This window comes from Psychrobacter sp. Ps7, assembly GCF_022129225.1.
In the GTDB taxonomy this organism is placed as follows: Bacteria; Pseudomonadota; Gammaproteobacteria; order Pseudomonadales; family Moraxellaceae; genus Psychrobacter; species Psychrobacter immobilis_A.
Window position 1 is genome coordinate 114,287 of the sequence record NZ_JADQAH010000003.1, and the last position, 26,073, is coordinate 140,359.

The 26,073-nt window shown below is 43.8% G+C and carries 20 protein-coding genes and 2 riboswitches; of the genes, 10 read left to right on the plus strand and 10 right to left on the minus strand.

The window, feature by feature from the left end:
* Positions 1-125: 125 nt before the first annotated feature.
* The 4 genes from I3257_RS02175 (at position 126) to I3257_RS02190 (ending at position 4,199) form a co-directional block, all read left to right on the plus strand.
* Positions 126-1,415 (plus strand): O-succinylhomoserine sulfhydrylase, encoded by a 1,290-nt coding sequence (locus tag I3257_RS02175; protein WP_238048702.1) that lies wholly within the window; start codon positions 126-128, stop codon positions 1,413-1,415.
* Between the two features lie 251 nt (positions 1,416-1,666).
* On the plus strand, positions 1,667-1,996 hold the full coding sequence (locus I3257_RS02180) for a YbaB/EbfC family nucleoid-associated protein (RefSeq protein ID WP_045445429.1): 330 nt from the start codon (positions 1,667-1,669) through the stop codon (positions 1,994-1,996).
* Positions 1,997-2,115: 119 nt separating this feature from the next.
* Entirely contained in the window at positions 2,116-2,709 is a 594-nt protein-coding gene (gene recR, locus I3257_RS02185) for a recombination mediator RecR (protein WP_055123892.1), read from the plus strand.
* Positions 2,710-2,867: 158 nt separating this feature from the next.
* Positions 2,868-4,199, plus strand: a complete 1,332-nt coding sequence (locus I3257_RS02190; RefSeq protein ID WP_238048679.1) for an HRDC domain-containing protein — start codon at positions 2,868-2,870, stop codon at positions 4,197-4,199.
* 39 nt (positions 4,200-4,238) lie between these two features.
* Here the strand turns inward: I3257_RS02190 and I3257_RS02195 are convergent, their stop codons facing one another.
* The 5 genes from I3257_RS02195 to gcvT form a co-directional block, all read right to left on the minus strand.
* Positions 4,239-4,928: an alpha/beta fold hydrolase gene (locus I3257_RS02195; RefSeq protein ID WP_238048680.1), complete on the minus strand. Its 690-nt coding sequence runs from the start codon at positions 4,926-4,928 to the stop codon at positions 4,239-4,241.
* Between the two features lie 146 nt (positions 4,929-5,074).
* Positions 5,075-7,972 (minus strand): aminomethyl-transferring glycine dehydrogenase, encoded by a 2,898-nt coding sequence (gcvP, locus tag I3257_RS02200; protein WP_238048681.1) that lies wholly within the window; start codon positions 7,970-7,972, stop codon positions 5,075-5,077.
* Positions 7,973-8,048: 76 nt separating this feature from the next.
* The gene (locus I3257_RS02205; RefSeq protein WP_055123896.1) at positions 8,049-8,831 is read right to left on the minus strand and encodes a nitroreductase family protein; all 783 of its coding nucleotides are present in this window, start codon (positions 8,829-8,831) and stop codon (positions 8,049-8,051) included.
* Between the two features lie 258 nt (positions 8,832-9,089).
* Positions 9,090-9,470 carry a glycine cleavage system protein GcvH gene (gene gcvH, locus I3257_RS02210; protein ID WP_011280078.1) on the minus strand — a complete coding sequence of 127 codons (381 nt, stop codon included), beginning with the start codon at positions 9,468-9,470 and terminating at the stop codon, positions 9,090-9,092.
* Positions 9,471-9,539: 69 nt separating this feature from the next.
* Entirely contained in the window at positions 9,540-10,727 is a 1,188-nt protein-coding gene (gene gcvT, locus I3257_RS02215; protein WP_055123897.1) for a glycine cleavage system aminomethyltransferase GcvT, read from the minus strand.
* Between the two features lie 188 nt (positions 10,728-10,915).
* A riboswitch (glycine riboswitch) is annotated at positions 10,916-11,075 on the minus strand.
* A 54-nt stretch (positions 11,076-11,129) separates the two neighbouring features.
* A riboswitch (glycine riboswitch) is annotated at positions 11,130-11,267 on the minus strand.
* A 235-nt stretch (positions 11,268-11,502) separates the two neighbouring features.
* On the opposite strand from gcvT, the gene I3257_RS02220 reads away from it, so the two are divergent.
* The 5 genes from I3257_RS02220 to I3257_RS02240 all read left to right on the plus strand — a co-directional run bounded on the left by I3257_RS02220 (position 11,503) and on the right by I3257_RS02240 (position 16,945).
* Complete coding sequence (locus tag I3257_RS02220; RefSeq protein WP_045451381.1) at positions 11,503-11,823, plus strand: YcgL domain-containing protein; 321 nt, start codon at positions 11,503-11,505, stop codon at positions 11,821-11,823.
* A 307-nt stretch (positions 11,824-12,130) separates the two neighbouring features.
* Entirely contained in the window at positions 12,131-12,772 is a 642-nt protein-coding gene (locus I3257_RS02225) for a hypothetical protein (protein ID WP_045445440.1), read from the plus strand.
* A 366-nt stretch (positions 12,773-13,138) separates the two neighbouring features.
* Entirely contained in the window at positions 13,139-14,002 is an 864-nt protein-coding gene (locus I3257_RS02230) for a MoxR family ATPase (RefSeq protein WP_238048682.1), read from the plus strand.
* A gap of 86 nt (positions 14,003-14,088) precedes the next feature.
* Complete coding sequence (locus I3257_RS02235; protein WP_238048683.1) at positions 14,089-15,312, plus strand: VWA domain-containing protein; 1,224 nt, start codon at positions 14,089-14,091, stop codon at positions 15,310-15,312.
* Positions 15,313-15,748: 436 nt separating this feature from the next.
* On the plus strand, positions 15,749-16,945 hold the full coding sequence (locus I3257_RS02240; RefSeq protein WP_238048684.1) for a globin domain-containing protein: 1,197 nt from the start codon (positions 15,749-15,751) through the stop codon (positions 16,943-16,945).
* 150 nt (positions 16,946-17,095) lie between these two features.
* On the opposite strand, the gene I3257_RS02245 is transcribed toward I3257_RS02240, so the two are convergent.
* The 5 genes from I3257_RS02245 to I3257_RS02265 all read right to left on the minus strand — a co-directional run bounded on the left by I3257_RS02245 (position 17,096) and on the right by I3257_RS02265 (position 24,082).
* Positions 17,096-17,911 carry a phosphodiester glycosidase family protein gene (locus tag I3257_RS02245; RefSeq protein ID WP_238048685.1) on the minus strand — a complete coding sequence of 272 codons (816 nt, stop codon included), beginning with the start codon at positions 17,909-17,911 and terminating at the stop codon, positions 17,096-17,098.
* Between the two features lie 72 nt (positions 17,912-17,983).
* A complete protein-coding gene (locus I3257_RS02250; RefSeq protein WP_087813738.1) occupies positions 17,984-19,786 on the minus strand; it encodes an FMN-binding glutamate synthase family protein in 1,803 nt (600 codons plus the stop codon).
* Between the two features lie 207 nt (positions 19,787-19,993).
* Complete coding sequence (gene rtcA, locus I3257_RS02255) at positions 19,994-21,097, minus strand: RNA 3'-terminal phosphate cyclase (protein WP_238048686.1); 1,104 nt, start codon at positions 21,095-21,097, stop codon at positions 19,994-19,996.
* A gap of 81 nt (positions 21,098-21,178) precedes the next feature.
* A complete protein-coding gene (locus tag I3257_RS02260; RefSeq protein WP_238048687.1) occupies positions 21,179-22,810 on the minus strand; it encodes an LA2681 family HEPN domain-containing protein in 1,632 nt (543 codons plus the stop codon).
* Between the two features lie 39 nt (positions 22,811-22,849).
* Positions 22,850-24,082, minus strand: a complete 1,233-nt coding sequence (locus I3257_RS02265; RefSeq protein WP_238048688.1) for an RtcB family protein — start codon at positions 24,080-24,082, stop codon at positions 22,850-22,852.
* A 255-nt stretch (positions 24,083-24,337) separates the two neighbouring features.
* Between I3257_RS02265 and rtcR the strand changes: the two genes are divergently transcribed.
* Positions 24,338-26,059 (plus strand): RNA repair transcriptional activator RtcR, encoded by a 1,722-nt coding sequence (rtcR, locus tag I3257_RS02270; RefSeq protein ID WP_238048689.1) that lies wholly within the window; start codon positions 24,338-24,340, stop codon positions 26,057-26,059.
* Positions 26,060-26,073 lie beyond the last annotated feature (14 nt).

A 26,073-nucleotide genomic window follows, 5' to 3' on the forward strand; every position in this document is an offset into this window, starting at 1 on the left:
CTTGAAACCAGCTGTGTGGAATAAGTTGACATGATATGATAACGCTGATGCATTCGGTCGATAATCAGAAGAATAAGCAGTCATTTTATAACAATCAAAATACCAATCAAAGCAACGGAATATTTATGAGTCAGTCGCAAGCCCATGATGATAAAAATGTAGATAAATTAGATCCAAACTGGCGCAGTGACGCGCTCAACTTAGCTCTCGATTATGGTATGCAAACCATTGCTGTACGGGCAGGGCAACATCGTACCGATGAGGGTGAGCACTCAGAGGCTATTTTTACCACCAGCTCATACGTTTATACCTCAGCGGCAGATGCCGCGGCACATTTTAATGGAGACAAAACGGGCAACGTGTACTCACGCCATACCAATCCGAGTGTGCGTACCTTTGAGCGTCGTTTGGCAGCGCTTGAAAACGGTGAGCGCGCAGTGGCGACAGCCTCTGGCATGGGCGCGATTTTGACTATGTGCTTGGCATATCTGAAAGCGGGCGATCATTTGCTTGCTGCCAATCAATTATTTGGCTCATCGATTGGTCTATTTAATAATTATATGGCAAAGTTCGGTGTGGAAGTCAGCTACGTTGATTGCTTCGATAATGAGGCGTGGGCAAACGCCGTTCAACCAAACACCAAAGTCATTTATTGCGAAAGTCCTAGCAATCCATTGGCACAGATTTGTGATATTGGCTATTTAAGCCAGCTGTGTAAAGCCAATGATATCCTACTCGTTGTGGATAATTGTTTTGCTACCCCAGCTTTGCAGCGTCCGCTTGATTTGGGTGCCGATGTGGTGATTCATTCTGCAACTAAGTATCTAGACGGTCAGGGGCGAGTACTCGGCGGTGCATTGGTCGGCAGTGATAAGCTCATGCAAGAGGCGTTTACCGTGGTACGCTCAGGCGGTATCAGTATGAGTCCATTTAACGCATGGGTATTTACCAAAGGGTTAGAGACGCTGAAACTGCGTATGCAAGCGCATTGTCAAAATGCCAATCAAGTGGCAGAGTTTTTGGTTAATCATCCCAATGTTAGTGCCGTACATTTCTCAGGTTTGAGTGATCATCCCGCTCATGAGCTTGCGACGCGTCAACATCATATGACAGATGGCTATGGTGCTATCATGGGTTTTGAAGTAAAGGCTTCTGACAGCACTGATTCAAATAGTCGTGATTCGAAATCTGCCGCTTGGCATGTCATTGATTCTACCCAAATGGTTTCTATCACCAATAACTTGGGCGATGCCAAAACGACGATTACCCATCCTGCAACAACGACCCATTTTCGCTTGAGTGCAAAAGAGCGCGCAGAAGCGGGCGTAAAAGATGGTCTTATTCGTTTGTCAGTAGGCTTAGAAGATGTAGAAGATATCATCAAAGATTTGGCGCGTGGTTTAGACAGTTTGTAAAGATAACGGTATAATCGCGGTTAGCACTTTATATTAGGGCGTGTCCTTATTTCAAAAATGGTGATAAAAATGAGATAAATTGCAGTCAAACGAGGAAAATAGCGCAGATAATATCGGGATATTAACCAGCTATTTAACGATGTTTGGCAAGATTTAGCCATTTTTAGCCCGTTTAGATATGATCAATTGAATTGAGGACACGCCCTAGTAAAATATCAATCATTTATGATTAAAAAACAAAAGAGGCAACTATGAATATCCAAGCATTAATGCAACAAGCACAAACAATGCAAAAGAAAGTCGAAGCAAACGTTGAAAACGCTAAAAAAGAGCTTGCCAATAAAGAAGTACAAGCTGAAGCGGGCAGTGGTCTGGTAAAAGTCACCATGACGGGTCGCCATGTGGTTAAGCGTTTAACCATCGATCCAAGCTTGCTAGAAGATGAGCCAGATATGATCGAAGATCTTATCGCTGCTGCTATCAATGATGCCGTTCGTCAAGCAGATGCGCTATACGAAGAAACCATGGCTGGCGCGACCTCAGGTATGGGTCTACCACCTGGTATGCAAGGTATGTTCTAAGTCGTTATTTTTTAAGCCAAACACGACATGTTAAAGACAAAATGGGGTTGTTATCGACATGATACGACCCCATTTTCATAGCTACGATTTATAAATTAAGTTAAATAAAGGAAGATGCTTTGCTGACAGCCAAATTTGATCAGCTGGTTAAACAGCTGCGTATTTTGCCGGGTGTGGGTCAAAAAAGTGCCCAACGTATGGCACTGCATTTGCTTACCAAAAAACGCCCACAAGGCATGGCACTTGCTCAAGCGCTTGATGAGGCGATGCGCGATATCGTCGAATGCCAACGCTGCCATAGCTTCAGTGATGATCACATCTGTCCGCTGTGCCAAGATCCGCGCCGTGATGATGCCTTGCTATGTGTGGTCGAAACGGCAGCAGACGTGATGGCTATCGAACAAACCGCAGGCTACCGTGGCCGCTACTTTGTGTTAGGTGGTCATTTATCACCGATTGATGGTATTAGCGCTGATGATTTGAATATTGAACAACTGGTCTGGCGGGTCAAGCAAGAGCCTGTTGAAGAGTTGATATTGGCGACTGGTACGACTGTCGAAGGGCAGACCACCGCGCACTTTATCAGCGCAGCGGTTAGTCGTCATGTTAATAAGGTCACACGTTTGGCACAAGGTGTACCAATGGGCGGCGAGCTTGAATATCTTGATAGCATGACCCTTGGACAAGCGATGCAAAATCGTTCATTTTTATAGCATACTGGCATTTTTTCTATAACTTCTTTATAAAAACCAAGTCTTGTCCATTTTATTTCATGAAATTGTTATAATTGATTCACTAATATTTTGTTATCTACTTTTATTGAGACGCCCTTTAGCGTTTTATTTTTTCCTATTTATGCAGGTATCTGCCCGTGTCCAACCATGCTCCAACAGCTTCAACTGCTGCCATCCAATCAAACCTTGCAGACAACATTAACATTGCTGTTTCTGATGATTTATTAGCACCATCAATCAATTCTAAAATAGAATCAGCTATACCTTCAGAGCCAGATATTGATGCACTGCTAGATAGTGCCGACGAAGCTGCTGTCACGTGGGTGCGTGCGCAAAATGGTTTGGCTGAAGTTATCGATGCATTGGCAACTTGTGGTCGGGTGGCGTTAGATACTGAGTTTATCAAACGTGATACTTACTATCCGCGCTTGGCATTGGTGCAGCTCAACACCGGTAATCATGTTTATTTATTAGATGCCCCGCAGTTGCAACTGACCGAACTGTGGCAGGCACTGGCCAAAGTTGATGTAGCGATTTGGCATGCCTGTGGTGAGGATTTAGGAATTTTTTATCTACTCTCTGGCTGTCCGCCATTGACCAATATATTTGATACGCAAATTGCGTTGTCTTACTTAACGGGTCAATTACAAATGGGCTATCAGCAAGCGCTTGACGACCAGCTAGACATGCACATTGATAAAGAACAAAGCCAGTCGGACTGGCTACAACGTCCATTATCAGACGAGCAAGAGCAGTATGCGATTGATGACGTACGCTTTTTGCCAGCGCTTTATTTAAGTCTTGAATATGCGTTAAAAAAGCAAGGTTTATACGATTATGTATGGGCAGATTGCCAGCTTTATGCCAGTGATTTGTATGATGCTCAGCATGTTGAAGACAATGCAATGTACCTAACAATGGCAGATTATCGTTATACTTCACAGCAGATGGCGATACTGCAAGCGGTTGCGACGTGGCGCGAGGAGCTGGCGCGTTCGACCAATCAGCCGCGTACGTTTGTGATCAAAAAACAAGCAGTACGTGAGATCATCACTGAAAAACCAAGCAATATGCGAGAGCTTGCGCACAAAACCACGATGCATCGCAGTATGTTGCGCTTATACGGCGAAGAGCTGCTAAAAGTGATAAATCGAGCAAAAAACCTGCACCCTGCTGAATATCCTGATTGCCTATTACCGCCGTATCGCTCAAAAAATAAAGTACTGTCAAAAGCAGTGCAGCAAGCGATCGATGATCACGCACGAGCTATCGGCGTACCTGACAATGTATTGATGCGTAAGAAGTGGCTCGGGCAATTGTATGAAGTAATTGCTTTTGATAAAGATTTAAGCGAGTTGCCAGAAGGCTTAAAAGGTTGGCGGAATGACTGGGTCATGAACACCCTGATTCCAGTCATCAAAAAACATAAAACTGAGTTGCAGCAGGGTATGGGTATCAATGTTAGATAAGCCATAAGATTCTATCATTGATAAAAGATGATGCTTTTCTCAAGACGTAAGCTTGTTATGCTCGAATTGTCCATGTTGTAAAAAGTACTTGGTTTGCGCGGCCACGGTTTTATCGACCAGCATCCCAGTATGCGACACTGGTAATACGATATGATCCGTGGCTGCCTCTATTTTGGTTTCTGCTACATATACGGTGCCATCATGTAGCAGATGTTCTACTGATGGCATATTATCTGCTCGACGCAGTTTGCGATTATGATACTGCAAAAACAACTGTCCTAGGCCATAAGGACGATTACCCGCAATCACCCCAAGGGTAATATGCTCCGGTAAAGGTGCGACCGTTCCATCTAGCGCATCGACGTACGAGCACCCCACCACAGCTGGGGTCAAGCGCCAAATGTAATCAGCACATACACTGCCTACATGCGGTGTCCCAAGTGTCACGCAGCGTCCTATCTGCCATTGCGGATATGTAGTGACAAAATCACGAATAATCAAACCGCCCAAACTATGACCGACCAAATCTATCGGTTGGTCAGGGTGATGATGGTTTTCTAGCCAGCTATTTAGGCGGGCACTATTGGTTTTGATACCGTCACGCATACTACGATAACCGAATTGATGAGTATCAAATCCTGTTGCTTGCAAGCGTTTGGCCAGTGGTCGCATGATCCAAGCGGTTTGGTGCAGACCATGGATGAGAATGACAAGATTGTTTTTCTGCATAGTTAATTCTAACCAAGTAAATAATGTGAATAGATTGATAGCCATTTTATTATAGCGCTAAATATTAGCGGCAAAATAAAAACCTCCAAGTCAGCTGCTGACTTGGAGGTTTATTTTTATATCAACTGTTCATACTTATTTGAAAACTACATATAGTTTTCGATACTTGGGCAAGAACACATGAGGTTCTTATCACCATAAGCGTCATCGACACGTGCTACGCTTGGCCAGAACTTATGGGCGCGGATATAAGGCAGTGGGAATGCTGCTGTGTCACGGCTGTATGGGTGCGTCCATTCGCTGTTGGTGACCATCGCCGCGGTATGCGGTGCGTTGACCAGTGGGTTGTCTTCTAACGTCCAACCCTCTTCGCCAGCTTTGGCTTTCATTGCTTCGGCTTTGATAGATTTTAGGGCACTGATGAAACGATCTAATTCTTCTTTAGATTCAGACTCAGTTGGTTCAATCATCAAGGTACCAGCAACTGGGAAGCTCATCGTTGGTGAGTGGAAACCGTAATCCATCAAGCGCTTAGCAATATCGCTTTCACTGATGCCAGTCTCTTCTTTCAACGGACGAATATCGATGATACATTCGTGAGCAACGCGACCGTTTTTGCCCGTATAAAGGACAGGGTAGTGGTCTTTTAATTGAGCAGCGACATAGTTAGCATTTAATAGCGCAAGCTCAGTGGCTTTTAGCAGACCATCACGACCCATCATGGCAATGTACATCCATGAAATTGGTAAAATGCTTGCTGAACCATAAGGGGCTGCTGATACGGCCGAGCAGTCTTTTTGCGCATTATGCACAGGGCTCAATGTATGATTGGCCATAAAGGGTGCTAAATGCGACTTCATGCCGATAGGGCCCATGCCTGGACCGCCGCCGCCATGCGGGATGCAGAAGGTTTTATGCAAGTTCATGTGCAATACATCAGCGCCAACGTCAGCCGGTTGCATCATGCCAACCTGTGCATTCATATTGGCACCATCCATATAAACTTGACCGCCATGTTTATGAATGAGGTCACAGATTTTACGGATGCCTTCTTCAAACACGCCATGCGTTGATGGATAAGTAATCATCAATGCACCTAGATTGGCACTGTTTTCTTCACACTTAGCAGTTAGATCATCGATGTCAACGTTACCATTGTCATCAGTTTTAACCACGATTACTTTCATACCCATCATCATAGCTGTCGCAGGGTTGGTACCGTGCGCTGACTGAGGGATTAAACAAACATCACGGTCAGTTTCACCCAATGATTCATGATAGCGGCGAATCGCTAATAGACCCGCATACTCACCTGAAGCGCCAGAGTTTGGCTGCATAGACACATCATCAAAACCAGTAATCGCTTTAAGTTGGTCTTGTAGACTATCAATCATGGCGATATAGCCAGTGACTTGATCACGCGGTGCAAAAGGATGCACATTAGCAAATTCAGGCCAAGTAATCGGTAGCATTTCACTGGTGGCATTCAGTTTCATGGTACAGCTACCCAATGAAATCATGCTGCGGTTCATTGCCAAATCTTTGTCTTCAAGCGATTTTAAATAACGCAGCATTTCGTGTTCAGTATGATGCGAGTTAAATACTGGATGCGATAAAATAGGATCGGTACGCAAGTGCGCACTATCAAGAGAAACGCGAGCGTCTTCTGGTAGGTCATGTGCTTTACTAACAAACAGTTGAGTTAGGACGCTAAAATCTTGTTGATCGCTGGTTTCACTAAAGGCGACGCTTAATTTGGTTTCACCAAGACGCCATAAGTTATAGCCTACATTGTCAGCATTTTCGAAAATTTGAGTGGCCAGTTTTTCTGAGCCACAATCAATCACAACGCTGTCAAAGAATTGGTCATGTACGACATTTAAGTTGCTGTCGTTAGCATGTTTGATGACATCTGCAAAGGCAGTCGCAAACGCATGGATACGAGTAGCGATACGTTTTACGCCACCTGGACCATGATAAACGGCATACATACCGGCTAGGTTGGCAAGCAATACTTGCGAGGTACAGATGTTTGAGTTGGCTTTTTCGCGGCGGATATGCTGCTCACGAGTTTGTAGTGCCATACGGAGGGCAGTATTGCCTTGTGAATCTTTAGAGACACCGATGATACGACCAGGCGCTGAGCGCTTAGCTTTATCAGAGAAGGCAAAGTAAGCAGCATGTGGACCACCAAAGCCCATTGGAATACCAAAACGCTGCGTGCTACCCAAAGCGACATCTGCGCCCATATCTGCTGGTGATTTTAATAGCACCAAGCTCATAATGTCGCTGACGACACTCACGTAAGTTTTGTTTTTCTTCACCGCAGCGATGACGTCGGTTAAGTCTTTAACATCGCCTTCAACACCGACGTACTGGAATAGCGCACCGAAATAGTCGCCAGATTTAGCGGTTTCAAAATCACCAACCACCACTTCCCAACCAAAGTACTTGGCACGGGTATTAATAACATCTAAGGTTTGTGGATAGGTACGGTCATCAACAAAAAACTGCGTTGATTTGCTTTTGCTCACACGCTTTGACATTGCCATGGCTTCTGCGGCTGCGGTTGCTTCATCAAGCAATGACGCGCCAGCGAGCTCAAGACCAGTCAAATCAATACATACTTGTTGGAAGTTAAGCAAGGCTTCTAGACGACCTTGGGCAATCTCTGCCTGATAAGGCGTATAAGCGGTGTACCAGCCTGGGTTTTCAAGGACGTTACGCTGAATGACCGCAGGCATACGTACTGGCGAATAGCCTTGTCCGATATAGCTCTTATTAACAGTGATGTCATCTGCCATGGTACGCAATTTGGCAAGCGCGGCATGCTCACTCATCGCTACTGGCAAATCTAGCTCTTTATGCAAGCGCACTGGCTCAGGCACGGTATCGTTGATGAAGCTCGCCATGTCTTGATAACCAACGGCACTGAGCAGGTCAGCTTGCTTGGTCTCATTAGAGCCGAGATGACGATAGACAAATTCAGCTTCGTTGAATAAACCTTTAAAGGTATCAAACGTTGGGTTTTGCGAGATAGTCATGACAATCCTTGGTTAAGGGAGTAATAAAGGGATGGCTAAAATAACTAGTAATAATAACTAATGACGGTTTAAGATTTTATACGTAATGAACAAATTGCTTTTGGTCAAAGCGGAACTGGCTGTTGTAAACGCCATTATCAGCGCGCTCACCAGCACCAATCATCATAATGATATGTTGATCGTCGCTTAAATTTAATAAGCGCTTCATGGCAGGCTCATCAAAACCACCCATCGGACAGCTATCAAAGCCATGCGCGCGTAGTGCAAGCATTAGGTTTTCAGCCGCAAGGGCGGTATTGTTGGTTGCCCAGTTTTTGGTGTCTTCAAAAGTATAGTAAGGTGATTTAATCGGACCTTTTACCCGTCTGACCACTTGAGTCGCACCCCATTTAGCCGCTGATACCACATTGGCAGGTCCTCGTAAGAAGTCCATGGCAACGACTTTGGTATAATAGTCTTTGACCTTTTTGGGTACTGGCTTATCAGGGTATTCGCGCAATATTTGCTTGGCATGATCATGCCACACATCGGTGCGCGCAACGACTGCGATTAAACGAGCGGCGGTTTTCGCTGCATTTTGATTCATGCAGTTTTTCACCGCGCGTTTGCGCTTATCCGCATCATCAATCACATAAAATTCCCACGGCTGTAGATTGCTAGAGTTTGGTGCAAGCATGGCCAAACGCAAACAGTCTGCTAACACATCATCAGGTATCGGCGCATCGGTAAAGCGGCGCACTGAACGACGTGATTCAACCACTTCGCGAAACGCTTGCAGCTGCGGTGTATTATCAGGCGTGGCAAATTTTTCTTGAGAACTTGCTTGAGCGTTTGCTTGATTATCAGTGTCAGGGGTCATATGAGAATCCATGCTGGAGATTAAGTGATCAACTTGGGGCAGTATTGAGTACGTCTCTTTAATAGCGCCTGACAGGTAATTGATATGAATAAATCAGATAGCGATTGGACGCAATAAATTGAGCGATAAGCATTCTAAGAAAAAGCGTACAGATATCAGCTGACGCCAATATCTGTCATAACAAGCTATATTTTTTAAGGTTATAAGTAGCGGCATTTAAATCAAACACCGCTTTTAAGCGAGAGAGTGAAGATTAGATTACAGCTCGTTTTCGTACTCATCAGCGGTTAGCAGTGCTTCGTAATCAGCGATGTTGTCAGGCTTCATTCTAAAGAACCAACCTTCGCCATATGGGTCAGAGTTGATGATTTCTGGATCGTCTTCTAGGGCTTCGTTGATCGCAACGACTTCACCTGAGATAGGCGCATAAACGTCAGAAGCAGCTTTTACTGATTCAACTACAGAGATTTCGTCATCAACAGCGATGATGTCGCCCACGTCTGGCAATTCAACGAATACCACGTCACCCAATAGGTCTTGAGCATGGTCAGTGATACCAACAGTGATAGTACCGTCGTCTTCTAGGCGTAACCACTCGTGGCTGGCGATGTATTTTAGTTCTGCTGGGATATTGCTCATGGTCTCTCTCCTAAATGATAGAGGATGGTTAACAAAAATAGTGGACGTTAATAATAGGGTTTATAATGCCTACGAGTCAAACTGCTGTTTGCCATTACGGACAAACGGTAGCTTAAGAACACGAACATCAACGAACTTGCCTTTGCCGCGCAGATCGACCTGAACGCTATCATCATCTGATACGCTGGCAGGCACACGGGCAATCGCAATTGAATTTTTTAGACTAGGGGAGAATGTACCACTGGTGATAATGCCAGTTTGTTCATTGTCCGTGCCTTGATTGATGGTGACTGTCATGCCTTCACGCAATACGCCGCGCGTCGTTAGCAACAAGCCAACTTGCTTCATGGCAGAGCTATTGTCTTTTGACTGTCGGCGTTTACTAACTAAAGCATCACGACCGACAAAATCACGTTCGTCTTTAAGCGCGAGTGTCCAGCCCATGTTGCACTCGTAAGGACTGACGTTGTCGTCCATGTCATGACCATAGAGGTTCATGCCAGCTTCCATACGCAAGGTATCACGCGCGCCAAGCCCGGCAGGTTTAATGCCATGGGCTTTTAATTGTTCAAAAAACGCGGGTGCATCATTACCATGCATAATGACTTCGACGCCATCTTCGCCAGTGTAGCCAGTCCGAGCAACGAACCAATCTTTGCCTTCGATGTCTGTTAAATCAGCACCAACGAAAGGCTTAAGACCAGCTAAAGTATCTGCCCAGCTAGGTTTGGTTTGCGCGAGCTTTTCAACAGCGTTTGGTCCTTGCACGGCAATCATGGCAAGCTCTGGACGCTCGGTGATGCTGATGTCAAAACCTTCGGCGACTTTATCAAATTGCGCCATGTCTTTATCACGAGTAGCAGCGTTTGAGACGATACGATATTCAGTAGAGTTTTCGTTCATCAAGTAAACGATTAAGTCATCGATGACGCCACCTTGCTCGTTGAGCATGCCAGAATATAGCGCTTTACCGACGGTTTTGAGTTTATCGACATCATTGGCCAGTAGCTTTTGTAGCCATGCTTTGGTACCGCTACCTTTAACATCAGCGACGACCATGTGTGAGACATCAAACATACCAGCATCAGTACGCACCGCTTCGTGCTCTTCGATTTGCGAACCATAATGGATTGGTAATTCCCAACCAGAAAAATCCACCAGCTTGCCATCACTATCAACGTGAGACTGATAAAGAGGTGTGCGTTTAGGGGCTGAAGTGTTGGCGCTTTGAGCAGTATTATCTTGAGTAGTGGTCATAACAAATCCTTATGTGGACATCAGCTGAATTCGATAACCAGTCGTAAAAACAAGTATCAAAGTATGAGGGCTGATGTGCTTTATCATAGTAGCGAGAAGCAATATTGCAAGGTGCAAACATTGCAACCAAGGGTAGCACAGAAAAATAGCGCAATCCGCCAAACAGACGCTGAACGTCGGTTTAAGCAAAAGCCCTATCTGTCCTGTAACCTGAGATTTTCAACACGAACCATCATTGCACGTTTTTAAAAGCATCAGCCTTAAAAAACCAAATTAAATGATGTCGCATTTTCTCCCCTTCGGTGGGTAAGGCGTCGTCCGTCCTTACCGCTCTCCAGATTTGTTATGCCTTATGTTTGGGTGTACTACGCAATTGATGGTAGACAGCGAAACAGTCGTGACATGTGTTTTTCAGTCCTTTTACCTGAGCGATTGGCAGGGTGGATGCGCCTTCGGTGGTCAAGTAACAACTATCAGCGCCAGCTCATTAATATGAACGCACTTGATATTGTGCTCAAGACTCTCTCCTGAAAAACGCTTTTATTATGAAAGGTTCACCGCGCTTTTACAAGTCATCTAGGCGATTAAAGTGAATAATTTTGGCAAAAATGATTTTTTGTGAGAATAATCAATACCGTATCGATAAGTAAAGCGTTTTACGTTTGGTAGGTAGTAGTCAATTTAGCATGAATGCCCATTGTAAAACGTAAAGCGACTACTGATATTCACCCAAAATATGCTAATCTATGGCGATAGTTTCTGATAGGTCATTATTATGCATTGTGATATTTATAAATTCCCCAAACATAACGATATGTATGTCTATATTGCCCGTCCTGATTATCCTGACGATACCGACGAGATTAAAGATTGGCTTGGCGTATTACCAAAAGATTTTCGTGCCAGTTTAGGGCGCAGTAAATTTGTGATGCACTTGGACTTAGCCAATACGCCGACGCTTGCGCGCGTTGATAAAGCAGAGGTACTGGCAAAATTACAGTCGCAAGGGTATTTTGTACAAATGCCACCGCAAGATGTGATGCGTCGCCAAGCGGAATTACGTGCGCGCGAAGCACAAGACAATATTTATGATTAATGGGTATTTTTGAAGCGAGTTTTTAATTAGCCTCTTTTGACTGTGTTGCATGACAGCCAGCAAGAAAAAGTTTATGACACATTTGCGCTCATGCATTTTGGTAGAAAGTCGTGATAAACTAGCAGGCTATATGAGTGACAAGACAAAAAATACGTGGCGAGGCAAAAGGTCGTGTTTCAAGTGCTTATGTCTTAAGTGCTTTTGACGATAATGTATTCGATATTATGGTTCGTTGAAATAGCACACTGTCTATCGTTAAGCGCGTAAACGCGCTGCACAATTTATAAACGCAGGTAACTACACACGCATGGACTGGTTAAAAGGTATTATAAACAGCTTACCGCTGGAAGCCATTAGTGATATTCTCGGCGAAATTGCTATTTGGTGGGGACAGCTGGTAAAAGACGTGCCACCCGCAGACTTACCGATGTATGCGTATCTGGGTGGTGTCGTTATTGTGTTGGTATTGTGGTTGCTGGTCGCTCGTATGCTGCCGCGGCCGTTGGGCGGTATGAGTTGGATGATACTGTTTGCTGTGTTATTGGCACCAGGTACTGCCCTTGGCGATCCAAGTGTGATTGCCCCCGCTAGTATCGCCGTGGTTTATGCGATTATGATGAAGGACACGGCTGGCGCGATTACCAATATGCTGCCGATACTTGTGGTGTTAGTGGTCGGCTTGTTTGTAGGCTTCGTCTGGCAGCTTATTCGCGGTGCTTTTGAGTCAAGTCTAGACAAAGCGCGCAGTCGTACTGCAGAAGATACACAATCTACCATGCAGCTGACGACTGGCAATTATTTGACAGAAGGTACGACTTTAACCGATCAAGCCACTGTTGCTGAACCGTCTAATAAAACGCCTTTAGCGGCTAATCCTAAAGCAGACGTTAGCTTAAAAAAAGACAGCAGTTTAGCTAAAAAGCCTAATATGGAAAAGCTCGATAAGTAGTAAAGTAGCATTAATAAAGTGCCGTCAGTAAAATGATATTAAAATTTCGCTAGCGATGGTTGGAGCTTTGCTTTTATAGTAGCTATATAAAAGACGCTATCAATAAAAGTACTGTGAATGAAAAGCACCATAAAAAAAGACACCATGCGTGTCTTTTTTTATGAAAAAACGTTTTATGACTGTGCCGACCAACCGTCAAAAGGCGTTCAAGGTATCTATTATTTTTCAACAACTGCGAACGCATGAGTATTTTGGCAATCAATCATGCTGTGCTAATCTAAATGATTATTTATTTGCCATCAATTGCCTTTAAGCCTTTTCTGGCTCTTGATCGCCCTAATCTATAACAATAACTGAGACTTGATTATGACCACGACTGATAAAACGAAAAAAAGCTTTACTGGTACGCAAAACTATATTGCCACTGACGATTTGCAGCTGGCGGTCAATGCAGCGATGACGTTACAAAAACCACTATTGATTAAAGGCGAGCCAGGCACCGGTAAAACATTATTGGCGGAGGAGGTCGCTGAAAGCTTAGGGATGCCGCTGATTACGTGGCACATTAAGTCAACCACCAAAGCGGAGCAAGGGTTGTATGAGTATGATGCCGTATCGCGCTTGCGTGACTCGCAACTGGGTGATGATAAGGTTTATGAGATTGGCAATTATATCAAGCCCGGTAAGCTATGGGAGGCATTTACCAGTAACGAGCGCAGTGTGTTGCTGATTGATGAAATTGATAAAGCTGATATCGAGTTCCCAAATGACTTGCTGCATGAGCTTGATAAAATGTCTTTTTATGTCTATGAGACGGGAGAAACCATCACTGCCGAGCAGCGTCCTGTGGTTATTATCACCTCAAACAATGAAAAAGAGTTGCCCGATGCTTTCTTGCGTCGGTGCTTCTTTCATTATATTGACTTTCCAGAAGAAGAAACCATGCGTCAAATCATTGACGTGCATTTCCCTAATATCCAAGAAAAGCTGGTCAATGATGCACTGGATATATTTTATAAGCTGCGTAATGTCCAAGGGCTTAAAAAGCCACCATCAACCTCAGAATTGGTAGATTGGTTAACGTTACTACTGGCTGATGATATGGCGCAAGCAGAGCTAGAAGAAAACTTGCGTGGTGAAAAGTCTATTCCACCGTTATATGGCGCGCTGCTCAAAAATGAAGCCGATGTGAGTTTGTTACAACGCTTTGCTAATATAATGCGCCGTTAAGCAACAGACTATTTTCAAAATGACGACACGCCCTAATAAAATGGCTTCACTCGTCACCATATCAGCCAATAAGCGATGCGACTCTTATGTTTATCAAATTGTTCTATACCTTACGTACTTATGGTGTGCCAGTCAGTACGCGTGAGCTGCTTGACCTAAATGCCGCGTTAGATCAAGGGCTGATGATGCAGCCGCATCCTGAAAATCCAGAGCTGTCTACCTTTGCCAGTCGTGAGGATATGTACCGGCTGATTCGGCTTTGTATGGTCAAAGACGAACGCCATTTTGATAAATTCGATCGAGCAATGGCAGATTATTTCGAAGGCGTCGACAGTCTAGATATGGATGAGCTGTTGGCTAAATTGACGGACATTCCTAAAGAGTGGCTTGACTTAAAATTAGACCCAAAAAACCTAACCGAAGAGCAGCGCCGACTGCTCAAAAAATACGGCTCGTTAGAGGAGCTAATGAAAGCACTTGAGGAGCGTCTCAAAGAGCAAAAAGAGCGGCATCAAGGCGGTAATAAATGGGTCGGCACTGGCGGTACGTCACCATTTGGGGCTTATGGTGATCATCCGGAAGGGGTGCGCGTCGGCGGTGAATCGCGTAAGCGTAGCGCCGCTAAAGTCTGGGAGCAGCGTAAATATCGCAATCTCGATGATGACAGTCAGCTTGGCACGCGCCAAATTCAGATGGCGTTACGTAACTTGCGTCAGTTTGCCCGTACTGGTAGCGCGGATGAGCTAGACATTCATGAGACTATCAAACGCACGGCCAAAAAAGGCGTTCTCGACATCCATATGCAAGCTGAGCGCCGTAATCGCGTCAAAGTACTAATGCTGTTCGATGTGGGTGGCAGTATGGATGTCCATGTTGAAGCCTTAGAAAAGCTATTTTCAGCGGCTAGAAATGAATTTAAAACCTTAGAGTTTTTTTACTTTCACAACTGTTTATATGACTATGTTTGGAAGGATAATAACCGTCGCCATAGTGCGCCGATGCCAACGTATGAGCTGCTCAATAAATACGGTCGTGAATATCGCGTTATCTTCGTCGGCGATGCGTCAATGTCGCCATATGAGCTGATGACAGTTGGTGGCAGCGTTGAATATATGAACAATGAGGCGGGTATTGTTTGGCTCAAGCGGGTGCTCGCGCATTTCGATAAAGTCGCTTGGCTCAATCCTGAAGATCCAGCGTACTGGCAATATACCCAAACTATCGTTGAAATTAAGAAACTATTCGACAATAAAATGTATCCGATGACCTTACATGGGGTAGAAGAGATGACCAATTATCTAGCGCGTTAATTTTGACGTGTGGATAAAGATACGCCCTAACTTAGAAAACCTGTTAGTCCCCATATTTTTTGATAAAAGCAGCCGTTATGACAGCATAGCGGCTGCTTTTTTGTCAAAAATAATCAGTTTTGCAGTCATATGGCATTGGTATAAGCAGCAAAATATGATAACATTCATTTTAAATGAATCTTATAGAGGCGTTTTGACTGGTTCGGCGAAAAATTTGATGACAAGAATTTGATAATCGTTTGTAAAAATCAGTCGTCGTTGCTTATTTAAGCACTTCATTTTTCATATGTTAATCAACCAATCAATGTAATGAACTTATGCCATTTTCAATCATTTTAGTAGCAAAAAGCGCGTGCAAGTACTACATTCAGTAGACTACACGAGTTTGATGGTGCTCCTCAGATATTTTGGAATTGGTATTAATAAGAGAGACAGTATGGCTTCACCAAAGACTTTAGAAATCGTCACCGCAACTGTTCCCGTCCTTGAAGAGCATGGAACGGCAATCACCACGGTGTTTTATAAAAATATGTTTGAAGAGCATCCTGAGCTGTTGGACATCTTTAACGAAACCAATCAAAAATTGGGTCGTCAACAGACGGCTCTAGCGACGACCGTGTTAGCCGCTGCTAAGCACTTGGATAAATTGGCGACGTTATTGCCACAAGTCACGCAAATCAGCCACAAGCATCGTGCTTTACAGATTTTGCCTGAGCATTATCCTATCGTGGGTAAGCATTTAATTGGTGCAATTAAGGAAGTACTGGGCGAGGCTGCCAATGACGATATCATTAATGCTTGGACTGAAGCTTATGATGAGATTGCCTCAGTATTTATCCAGATTGAACATGGCATGTATGAGGAGGCAATGTGGCAGGGTTTTGCGCCTTTTGTAGTGACTAAAAAGGTAGCAGCTGCTACGGATATTGCGGCTTTTACAGTTGTACCAGCCAATGATAATGCAGAAAGTCATCAAGAGATCGATCTGAGCAAATTGACTTTAACCGCAGGTCAGTACATCACGGTGAAAACAGATCCAAAAGACAGTGACCATGTTGCGCTACGTCATTACTCTTTGTACTCTGCTAGTACCGATGCAGGCATTCAGTTTGCAGTCAGACGCGATAACCGCAATGAGCATCATGGTTTGGTCTCTAACTATATGCACGACCAATTAGAAGTGGGTGATACGGTTTTATTATCGGCACCAGCAGGTGACTTTGCGCTCAATCAAGACTTGGTACAGCAAAATGAGATTCCGCTAGTATTGATGAGTGCTGGTGTTGGCGTAACCCCTGTGTTATCTATGTTGGAGGCACAAGTATTAGCCAATCCAAAACGACCTATTATCTGGGTTTATGCTTGCCAAAATGATGCGCATCACGCTTTCAATACTGAAGTGGAGACGCTGTTAGAAAAGGCTGAGACTGTAGATAAGCATGTCTTCTATTTTGAGTCTGGACAACTATTAGATGAGGCGTGGCTTGCTCAATTACCTAAGCCTGCTGATATTTATGTCTGTGGCTCGATGCCATTTATGGAAAGCATGATCGATGGGCTAGTGACGCTAGATCACGGTGTTGATAGCGTTCATTATGAACCGTTTGGTCCCAAGATGAGTTTGGGCGGTTAATTTTAGCTATTGTTAGCCATTCACTGTTGCTATTAATAAAAAAAGCACTTGGATGACAAAGTCGTCTCAAGTGCTTTTTATTCAATGCAATTTATCTTATTTTTATCACTATTTTAAAAATGGATACATCTTTAAAAACAAATATATCGCCTAATCTTTATTTTCAACCAATCCAACCATCACGCCCATCTCTTTTTTATCATGCTTATCAATGCTGGGCGCATATAATGCCGACGCAATCCCGCCATCTAAAAACAGAGCATTCGGACAGTTTAAGTCATTCTTAAACAACGATGCAAATTGATAAAATGTCACCGGCTCATCGCTATTGACAAATTTTATGTGGCCGTCATCGCAAACACCTGCGCCATTACGAATCTTGAGTGAAGTACTATCAGGATTAAACTGTGTATGTATCTCGTTATTGATAACCAACATAGGACCTGATTGGGTGGCACACCAAGGCTTCGCTTCGCCGCTGCTAAGCTGCTCGTTTAAGGCGTTGCTTTCTGTGATATGTACTTTTCCAACTTTATCCCACCACAGCACACCATTGGGTAATAAATGGAAATTGCCACCGCCTTCTTTGAGATTTAGCGATTTGATCTCTTCACCATCAATGATGGTATAGCCAATCGGTGCATAGTTCTCATTGTACATGCCGGCATTCATAGCAAAGTTCAGCGCTTGATTTGAGGGCAATGTGGCTAATAACGTCTCAAAGGTTAGCAACGATTTCGTACTATCAGGCTGCTGCCAAAATAATTTTAATGAGTAGCGGCCATCCATCAAGGCTTGAGCGTCAATGCTACAAACACTATAAGAAAATGGTGCATCCTGAGTCTGGCACGACCAGTTTTGTGTCTTGTTGTCAGCAGCATCAGTGCTTATCGGTTGGCAAGCACTGACACTTAGCAACAGTAGGGCGACTGCTCCTAAAGGTAAGGGAAGAGCGAAATTTGGCATCAATGATATATCTTTTATAGTATGGAGTGAGATATAAATAGTCAGGGCTCACGGATTTTTGATCGCTATTTCTTAATCGCTGCTAGGCGGAAATTCGCGAAAAGTATTGTTGACGTTGCCGATTAACTGCCCACCGCCAGTGATACTCGCAAAGTTACCAAGGCTCTGTTCCACCGATGTGGTGGTTTCTCTACCTTTATCCCGTGAGTCTTTATTATAAGCAATGAGGGCGTCATCATTGGCTAAAAAGCTATCTGGGTTCGCCATGACCCACATCTGATTAAACACATCTGCGCGGGCGCTATTATTGAGTAGCGCTCCCTTATCGGTAAAATAAAAGAACTTCGATAATAGTTTTATCTGTCCATCATCGAGGCGGCGCGCGATATGATACGGTTGTAATTGGCTTGGGTGTTGTAAGCCGACCGCACCGACGATACTGGCTAGGGATTTCAGAGTGTTTTTATGGAAGCTTGCGACACGCTCAGCTTTGCTTGGTACATCCAGCGCTTTTTGACGATAAGGGTCTTGGGTGGCAACGCCCGTCGGGCAAGTGTTAGTATGGCACGAACGTGATTGAATACAGCCAACAGCAAACATAAAGCCGCGCGCTGAATTACACCAGTCTGCGCCCAAGGCAATCATACGGGCAATATCGAAACCAGAGACGATTTTACCGCTCACACCAAGTTTGATTTTATCGCGAATGCCTGCGCCGACCAAAGTATTGTGTATTAATAAAAATCCTTCAACCATCGGCATGCCGACATTGTCCATAAATTCGACAGGAGCCGCGCCAGTACCCCCTTCTGCGCCATCGATGACGATAAAATCAGGATAGTTGTCGGTTTCGATCATGGCTTTCACAATGGCCATAAACTGCCAAGGCTGACCAACACAAAGTTTGAAGCCCACAGGTTTGCCGCCTGACAACTCACGCAGTTGTTGCCAAAAAGCCACCAATTCTCGCGGGGTGCTAAAGGCTGTATGCGATGAGGGTGACACACAATCTTGACCTGTCGGTACTTGACGGGTATCAGCGATTTCTTGGGTGATTTTCTCCGCGGGTAGCACGCCACCTTTACCAGGTTTTGCCCCTTGAGATAATTTAATTTCAATCATTTTTACTTGTGGATCAACCGCTTTTTCGGCAAAAGACTGCGGGTCAAAATTGCCACTATCATCACGGCAACCAAAATACCCTGTACCTAGCTCCCAAATCAAATCACCACCGAACTTGCGATGATAAGGGCTGATAGCCCCTTCACCCGTATCATGAGTAAAGCCGCCCATTTTTGCGCCTTGATTGAGCGCCATAATCGCGTTAGCCGATAAGCTGCCAAAGCTCATCGCCGAGATATTAAATACCGACATATCATGCGGCTGTTGACAACGCTCACCGCCGACCATAATACGAAAATCTTTGTTTTCTAAAGGTTGGCTAATCGCTGATTGTAGAAACCATTCTTTACCATTGGTGTATAAATTATCTAACGTACCAAAGGCATTGGTGTCGCTGACGTTCTTAGCACGTTGGTAAATGAGCGCCCGCTGCTGGCGTGAAAACGGTACTTGTTCTTTGTCATTTTCTAGTAAATATTGACGAATTTCAGGACGAAAGTCTTCAAGTACATAACGAATATGTCCGGCAACAGGATAGTTTTTCAAAATAGCATGCTTTGATTGTATGACGTCATAAATCCCCAAGCATACCCCAAACCCACCGAGAATAATTAACCACCAATTTAGCAATAGTAGACCTGCTAAAAATATTAAGATGGCAGCGCCAAAGGTGCTATAACGCAGCAATAAGCCGACCAAATACGGAGAGTTGGTTTTAGGTTCAGGATTTAGATTGGTACGAGATTGGGGCATGGCTACACTCAACAGTAATACATAAATATTAAAAAGGTGACAATGATTTAAAGAGAGAGTAGGGTAAAAACCACCCTCTTATGACCATTATTGTTAGACACTGACAAAGCGCTCAGATTTATCGCCTACATCATACACATATGATATCACTGCATAGCAGTAATTGGGTAACAGAGTGCTACTGGTGATGTTGCTAGTGGCGTGATTTTAACAGACAACTTGTACCAAAATTTTCTGCTCATCGATCACTGTAAGCTTAATCTCAACGGGCAAAAATTGCTGAATGAGCCATGCTTGGGTTTCAGTGTGCTTACTAACGACACGCGCGGTAAACTCGCCACCGCCTGCTAAAGCCAACGGTAAGAGTAATTGGTCGGTTAAGTATGCATCGACCAGTGAGTCGGTGTTAAATACATAACGTTTGACTAAGCCTGATAAACGACAACCTATCTTTTCCGCCGAGCTGCGTTTTTCTCCTAGTAAAGTGAACACCTCGGCGTGATATTCTTTATGATTTTGGGTGTCAGAAACCTCATGAGTGACTTGTGCATAGCAGCTATTGCCTTCACCGATGCCTTGTAATTTAAAGCTTTTAGTCGTAATTAGTGTCTTATCAATACCTGCTTCAACCAATGATGCTTGAACACTGGCAAGCTCGCGTTTGCAAATGTCGTACTCTAGATTGAGCACGCTCGCGACCAGCTCTATACAGTTAAGCTTACCGCGTTTAGTCAGGTTAAATTGTGAAGCGCTTGCATGGCGCATAAATGGCGTTATCGTCGCTTTAATCATGCCGCCACCAATAGGCGCAAACCCTGCTTGCACGCATTCGATACCCACGTGCATACCCAATTTCGCTAATGCAGGGACGAACGCTTGCTGTAGGAAGTCCGTGGTTGGCGCTAGGGTGTTGTGCGTACCACCTTTTATCGTTACGGTTGAGTAGATGCTTTGCTCTGTATTGGCAAACAATAACGCTGGCAATAGTGTTTGCAGCACAAGACTGGTGCTGCCTGCTGAGCCAATATCAAACGTATAATTGCCAGATTGTATAGTATTAGGAGTAAAGCGGAACGATGCGCTGCCCAAAACTGCACCTGTCACGGTGGCATTTGATATTTGTTGCGAGGCTTGTACACACATCAAGTGCTGACGCATCAATCCTGATTTGGCTCTTCCAGCGCGAATATTGGTGATCTCCATTGGTGTGCCTGTGAGCATCGATAACGATAGGGCAGTGCGAATGATTTGCCCGCCACCTTCGCCAGTGCTGCCATCTATTTTTAGGGTTTTGGGCTTTGTTTTAGTCATGAGTATTTATTATCTTTATTGGCAAATGAGTAAGGCTTCTGCGAGTTTCATTTTGTTTCCCTCTCTCTTATTTTTTATTTTCTAAGTATATTTCTTTCGCTCGATAAACTTGTCCTGACTTAAAATATTAGGAATATCTTCAAGAGCTTCTTTCTCAGCTTTGATCCTAACTGCAAAGACGAAAGAGAAAATAGCTGAACGCGTCAACTGCAAAACATGCTCTGCACTCTCAACAAATTCGGACTCAGAAATAAAAACTGGTTCTTCATAATAGGTTAACGAGGCTTCAGTGCTTTCAGGTTTTTCATTCTCATAAATAAATACGAAGATATGTTCCAAGGCGTTTCGCCACTGCTTGTAGAAACTAAGCTCGCCTTCGAACTTATGGTTTAAATCACAAGCTATACTATATAAACCAATCAAACCTTCATTATTATAAGCTTCGAACTTTTGCAGTCTGTCTTCATTTTCAAGTTCCCAGAAAGTATGAAAATATGAAGGTCTGACTTTACCTTTATTATTTTTAAGTTGTAAATCAAACAGCAAGGCTACAGCATTACCTATCTTGTCTAATATACCAAAGCAAATTCTAAAAGCAGTACGGAGCTTTTCAATATTTGTTCCTAGTAGCTCGTTGTCATATAGCTCTGCATAGCAAGCGTCATCGTCGATATCGTTATCTCTTTTAGCAAATTTATATTCATATAACATTAATCTGGCAAGACCAAACTCAGATTTTAATCTATTTAACACTTTTTCCATGGGATAGATGAAGTTCCCAGATATAGCTCTAGTATTTAAAGGAATAGTTAAGTTATCACGGGCACTTCCATAGCATTTACAATACAAGCCATGTTCACTAAGGCTTAAAAAGCTATCTAAGCACCACTTTCGATACTCTGAAAAAGATTGGTATTCCTGCTCATCTAAATGGTTGTCATCTTCTATATCTATACCCAAATCCAAACAATATTCTTTGATTTCTTCTTCTGTGCGTTTAGCCTTATCGAGAAAGCTGCTTTGCCAGTCAGGAGGAAATTTACTCGAAACACTAGCATGATAATAGCCTTTAGCTACTTCTTTATACTGTTTGATCGAGAATACTTCTGTGATCTGATTTAATAGTGCTAAACATTCACTGCGATTTACCCAAGATTCTGGAATGTCTAATCCCATACAATTGATCTTATCAAATAAACTTAATGCTTCTGAGAATCTATACTGCTGATATAGATTTATTCCCATATTAACCATGACCTGTGGCGCCAAAATATCTTTATTCCTTCTACGAATCATAGTTGCTTTAAGAAGCAATGATCCTATTTCTGAAAGTCTTTCTATCCGACTGACATCAGTTTTCCAATGGTTATTGGACTCATTTTGAGTCAAATTGCTTTTGGCATTTGCTAAGCAGTAGTAATAACTATCGCGAGTTAAACAATTTTCAAAGCTATTAGACTCTATTATTTCCAATCCGATATGAGAAGACTCTAGATTGAAATTTCTATTACCCAAATCAATAAATAGTCCAGCAAGTCTAAAAAATGCGTAGGAAACACTAGGTTCAGTGAGATCGTGGACTTCTTCTAGAAGCTCCTTCAAATATAAGCATAACTTATAGCTTTCTTCAAACTGTCCTTTATCAATCATTTCAGATGCGTTGTCTAGCTGTAAGTTTGTGTATAGAACCCTAGAGTGAATGGAATCTTCCATAAAATTTCTCCTTTTTATAAAAAATATTATAGTTTCTGCCTAACCTTTAACACAAACCACCTGACGCAGTGTATGTACCACTTCTACCAAATCACTTTGCGCTTGCATCACGTCATCGATGTTCTTATAAGCCGCTGGAATTTCATCAATCACATCCGCGTCCTTTCGGCATTCTACGCCCTCGGTCTGTGCAATTTGATCGGCGACTGTAAATACCTTTTTTGCCTCGGTACGTGACATGATACGACCTGCACCATGCGAGCAAGAGCAAAACGACTCTTCGTTTCCTTTACCGCGTACGATGAATGATTTGGCACCCATCGACCCCGGAATGATTCCGTATTCACCAACACGGGCACGCACTGCGCCTTTACGGGTCACAAATACTTCTTCACCATAGTGCTCTTCTTTAGCCACATAGTTGTGATGACAGTTCACCGCTTTTACGGCAGCATCAAACGGCTTAGGTATGATGTGACGTAGTGCTTTGATGGCTTTTTCCATCATGATTTCACGGTTTTTAAAAGCAAAACGCTGCGCCCAACCAACCGCAAACCAATAGTCATCGAAATGTTCTGTACCTTCGGCAAAGTAAGCCAAATCTTTATCTGGCAAGTTGATAAACCACTTGCGCATGTCCTCACGTGCCAGCTCAATAAAGTAGCGACCAATGGCATTACCCACACCGCGTGAGCCTGAGTGCAGCATGATCCAAACTTGGTTGGTTTCATCAAGGCACACCTCGACGAAATGGTTACCCGTACCCAGCGTACCCAAATGGTTAAGGTTATTGGTGTTTTTAAGCTTAGGGTGCTTTTGGGTTATATAGTTAAAGTCATCAACCAGCGTTCCCCAACCGTTCATTACGGTGTCGTCAGGGTTTGCCCATGCACCCACATCACGGCGTGATCCGCGACCACGCGTTTTACTACGACCATGCGGAATGGCTTTTTCCAGTTCGGTACGCAGACCAAGCAAACTATCGGGCAAGTCGTTTGCGATTAAGGTGGTTTGTACTGCCATCATTCCGCAGCCAATATCGACGCCAACGGCAGCCGGAATAATCGCTTCTTTAGTCGGCAATACCGTACCGATAGTTGCGCCAATACCGACATGCACATCGGGCATTACCGCAAGCCATTTATAAACAAACGGCATTTTTGAGGCTTTGATCAATTGGTCGTGTGCTTTTGGATCGACAGGCACGCCCTTAGTCCAAAGTCTAATTGGCGTTCCACCGTCTTGAATGATGTTATGAGTAGTTGGTTGCATGGCATTTTCCTTAGCGTTGCAAAGTTTGTTTATTATGAAAGATGATTCTTGCTTTATATGATGCTAAGGGCGTGCCAAGTTTTTAATATATTCAAAATTTATTTATAAGTGATTGATAGTAAATGGTTTAATTTCTTAATTGTTTTTCGAATAGATTAATTTACTTAACTATGGGCTAAAAATATATAGAAATAAATCTAACTAGATAGAAAATAATATATGATTTACTAATGATAATCAGTGATAAGTAATATTATGAATAGTGATCCAAATAACAAAACCGCCGTCATCGGTTTCCTCGGCACTACTTTAGATAATGGCTTTAATGACAAGCGTTGGCAACGCTGGCGACCAACCGTGAGCTTAGGTCTGCATGATGAGCTACTGGTCGATGAGCTACATATCTTATATAGCAAGCGTGATAAACGCCTGTTTAAAATAATTGTCGATGACGTGGCACAAGTCAGCCCGAACACTACCGTTATTGGTCATCATGTGGCATTGGCTAGCCCATGGGATTTTGCCGACGTTTATACTGAGCTGTATGACTTTGCCGCAGGATTTAACTTTCAGGACAATACCGACTACTTACTGCATTTGACCACAGGTACGCATGTGGCGCAGATTTGCTGGTTTTTATTGGTAGAGGCGGGCTTTATTCCCGCAGACTTGATTCAGACCTCGCCTTGCCCAAGACCTGACCAAGCTGATCCGCAAGGTCGCTATCAAGTGATTGATTTGGACGTCTCGCGCTATGATGGCTTGCGTGAGCGTTTTGAGGCAGAAAAACAGCAACATTGGCAAACCTTGCAAGCCAATCTAGTCACCCAAAATGCCGATTATCAAAAGCTCATCTCCGACATTGAAAAGGTCGCAACCCGATCAACTGCACCCATACTACTGATGGGCGCAACAGGGGCGGGCAAGTCGCAATTGGCAGGCCAAATTTACGCGCTCAAAAAAGCCAAAGCCAGTATTACACAAGGCAAAAACACGCTTGAACAATTCATCGAGGTCAACTGCGCCACGCTGCGTGGTGACACTGCCATGAGTGTGCTATTTGGTCATGTCAAAGGTGCATTTACGGGCGCTGCGACGGGTCGAGATGGGCTGCTAAAATCAGCCGATGGTGGTTTATTATTCTTAGATGAAATCGGTGAATTAGGGCTTGATGAGCAAGCGATGCTACTGACCGTACTTGAGGAACAACGCTTTTACCCGCTCGGTAGTGATACGCCGATTAGCGTGTCGTTTCAGCTAATGGCAGGTACCAATAAAGACTTGCGCCAAGCGGTCGCTAATGGCGAGTTTCGAGCGGATTTATTTGCGCGACTTAATACGTGGACTTTCTTTTTGCCATCGCTTAAAGACCGTCTAGAGGACTTACCTGCCAATATCGACTACGAGCTAGCGCGTTTGGGTAGTGAGCAGCAGCAGCACTATCGATTTACCCCAGAAGCAAGGCAGCTGTATGAAGCTTTTGCGATTAGTGCGGATGCGACATGGCAGGGGAACTTTCGTGATTTGACGGCCAGTATGATTCGCCTGACCACGCTAGCTGAAAGTAAAGTCATTCGCAATGATGATGTGCAAGCGGAGATTGATCGCTTAACACATCTTTGGGAGCTGCCTGACAGTTTGAGTGGCTCGAATAGTTTAATTAATGACAATAAAGGCAATAAAAATAGCCCAAGCGATAATAACCCTGATACTAGTTTAGATAGCGAAACTGTTGAGCAGGGTAGCCATAATATTTTAAGAAGATATCTCGATGAAGAGATTCTGACAACTATTGATCCGTTTGATGTGGTGCAATTGGCGTATGTGATTGAGGTTTGTATCAACCATAAAAACCAAGCAGCGGCTGGGCGCTACCTGTACGCGAATTCACGTGATAAGCTAAAAAGCCCGAATGATAGCGATAGATTGCGTAAGTATCTAATGAAGTTCGGGTTGCGGTTTGATGGGTTAAAATGAAGCATCTTTCATAA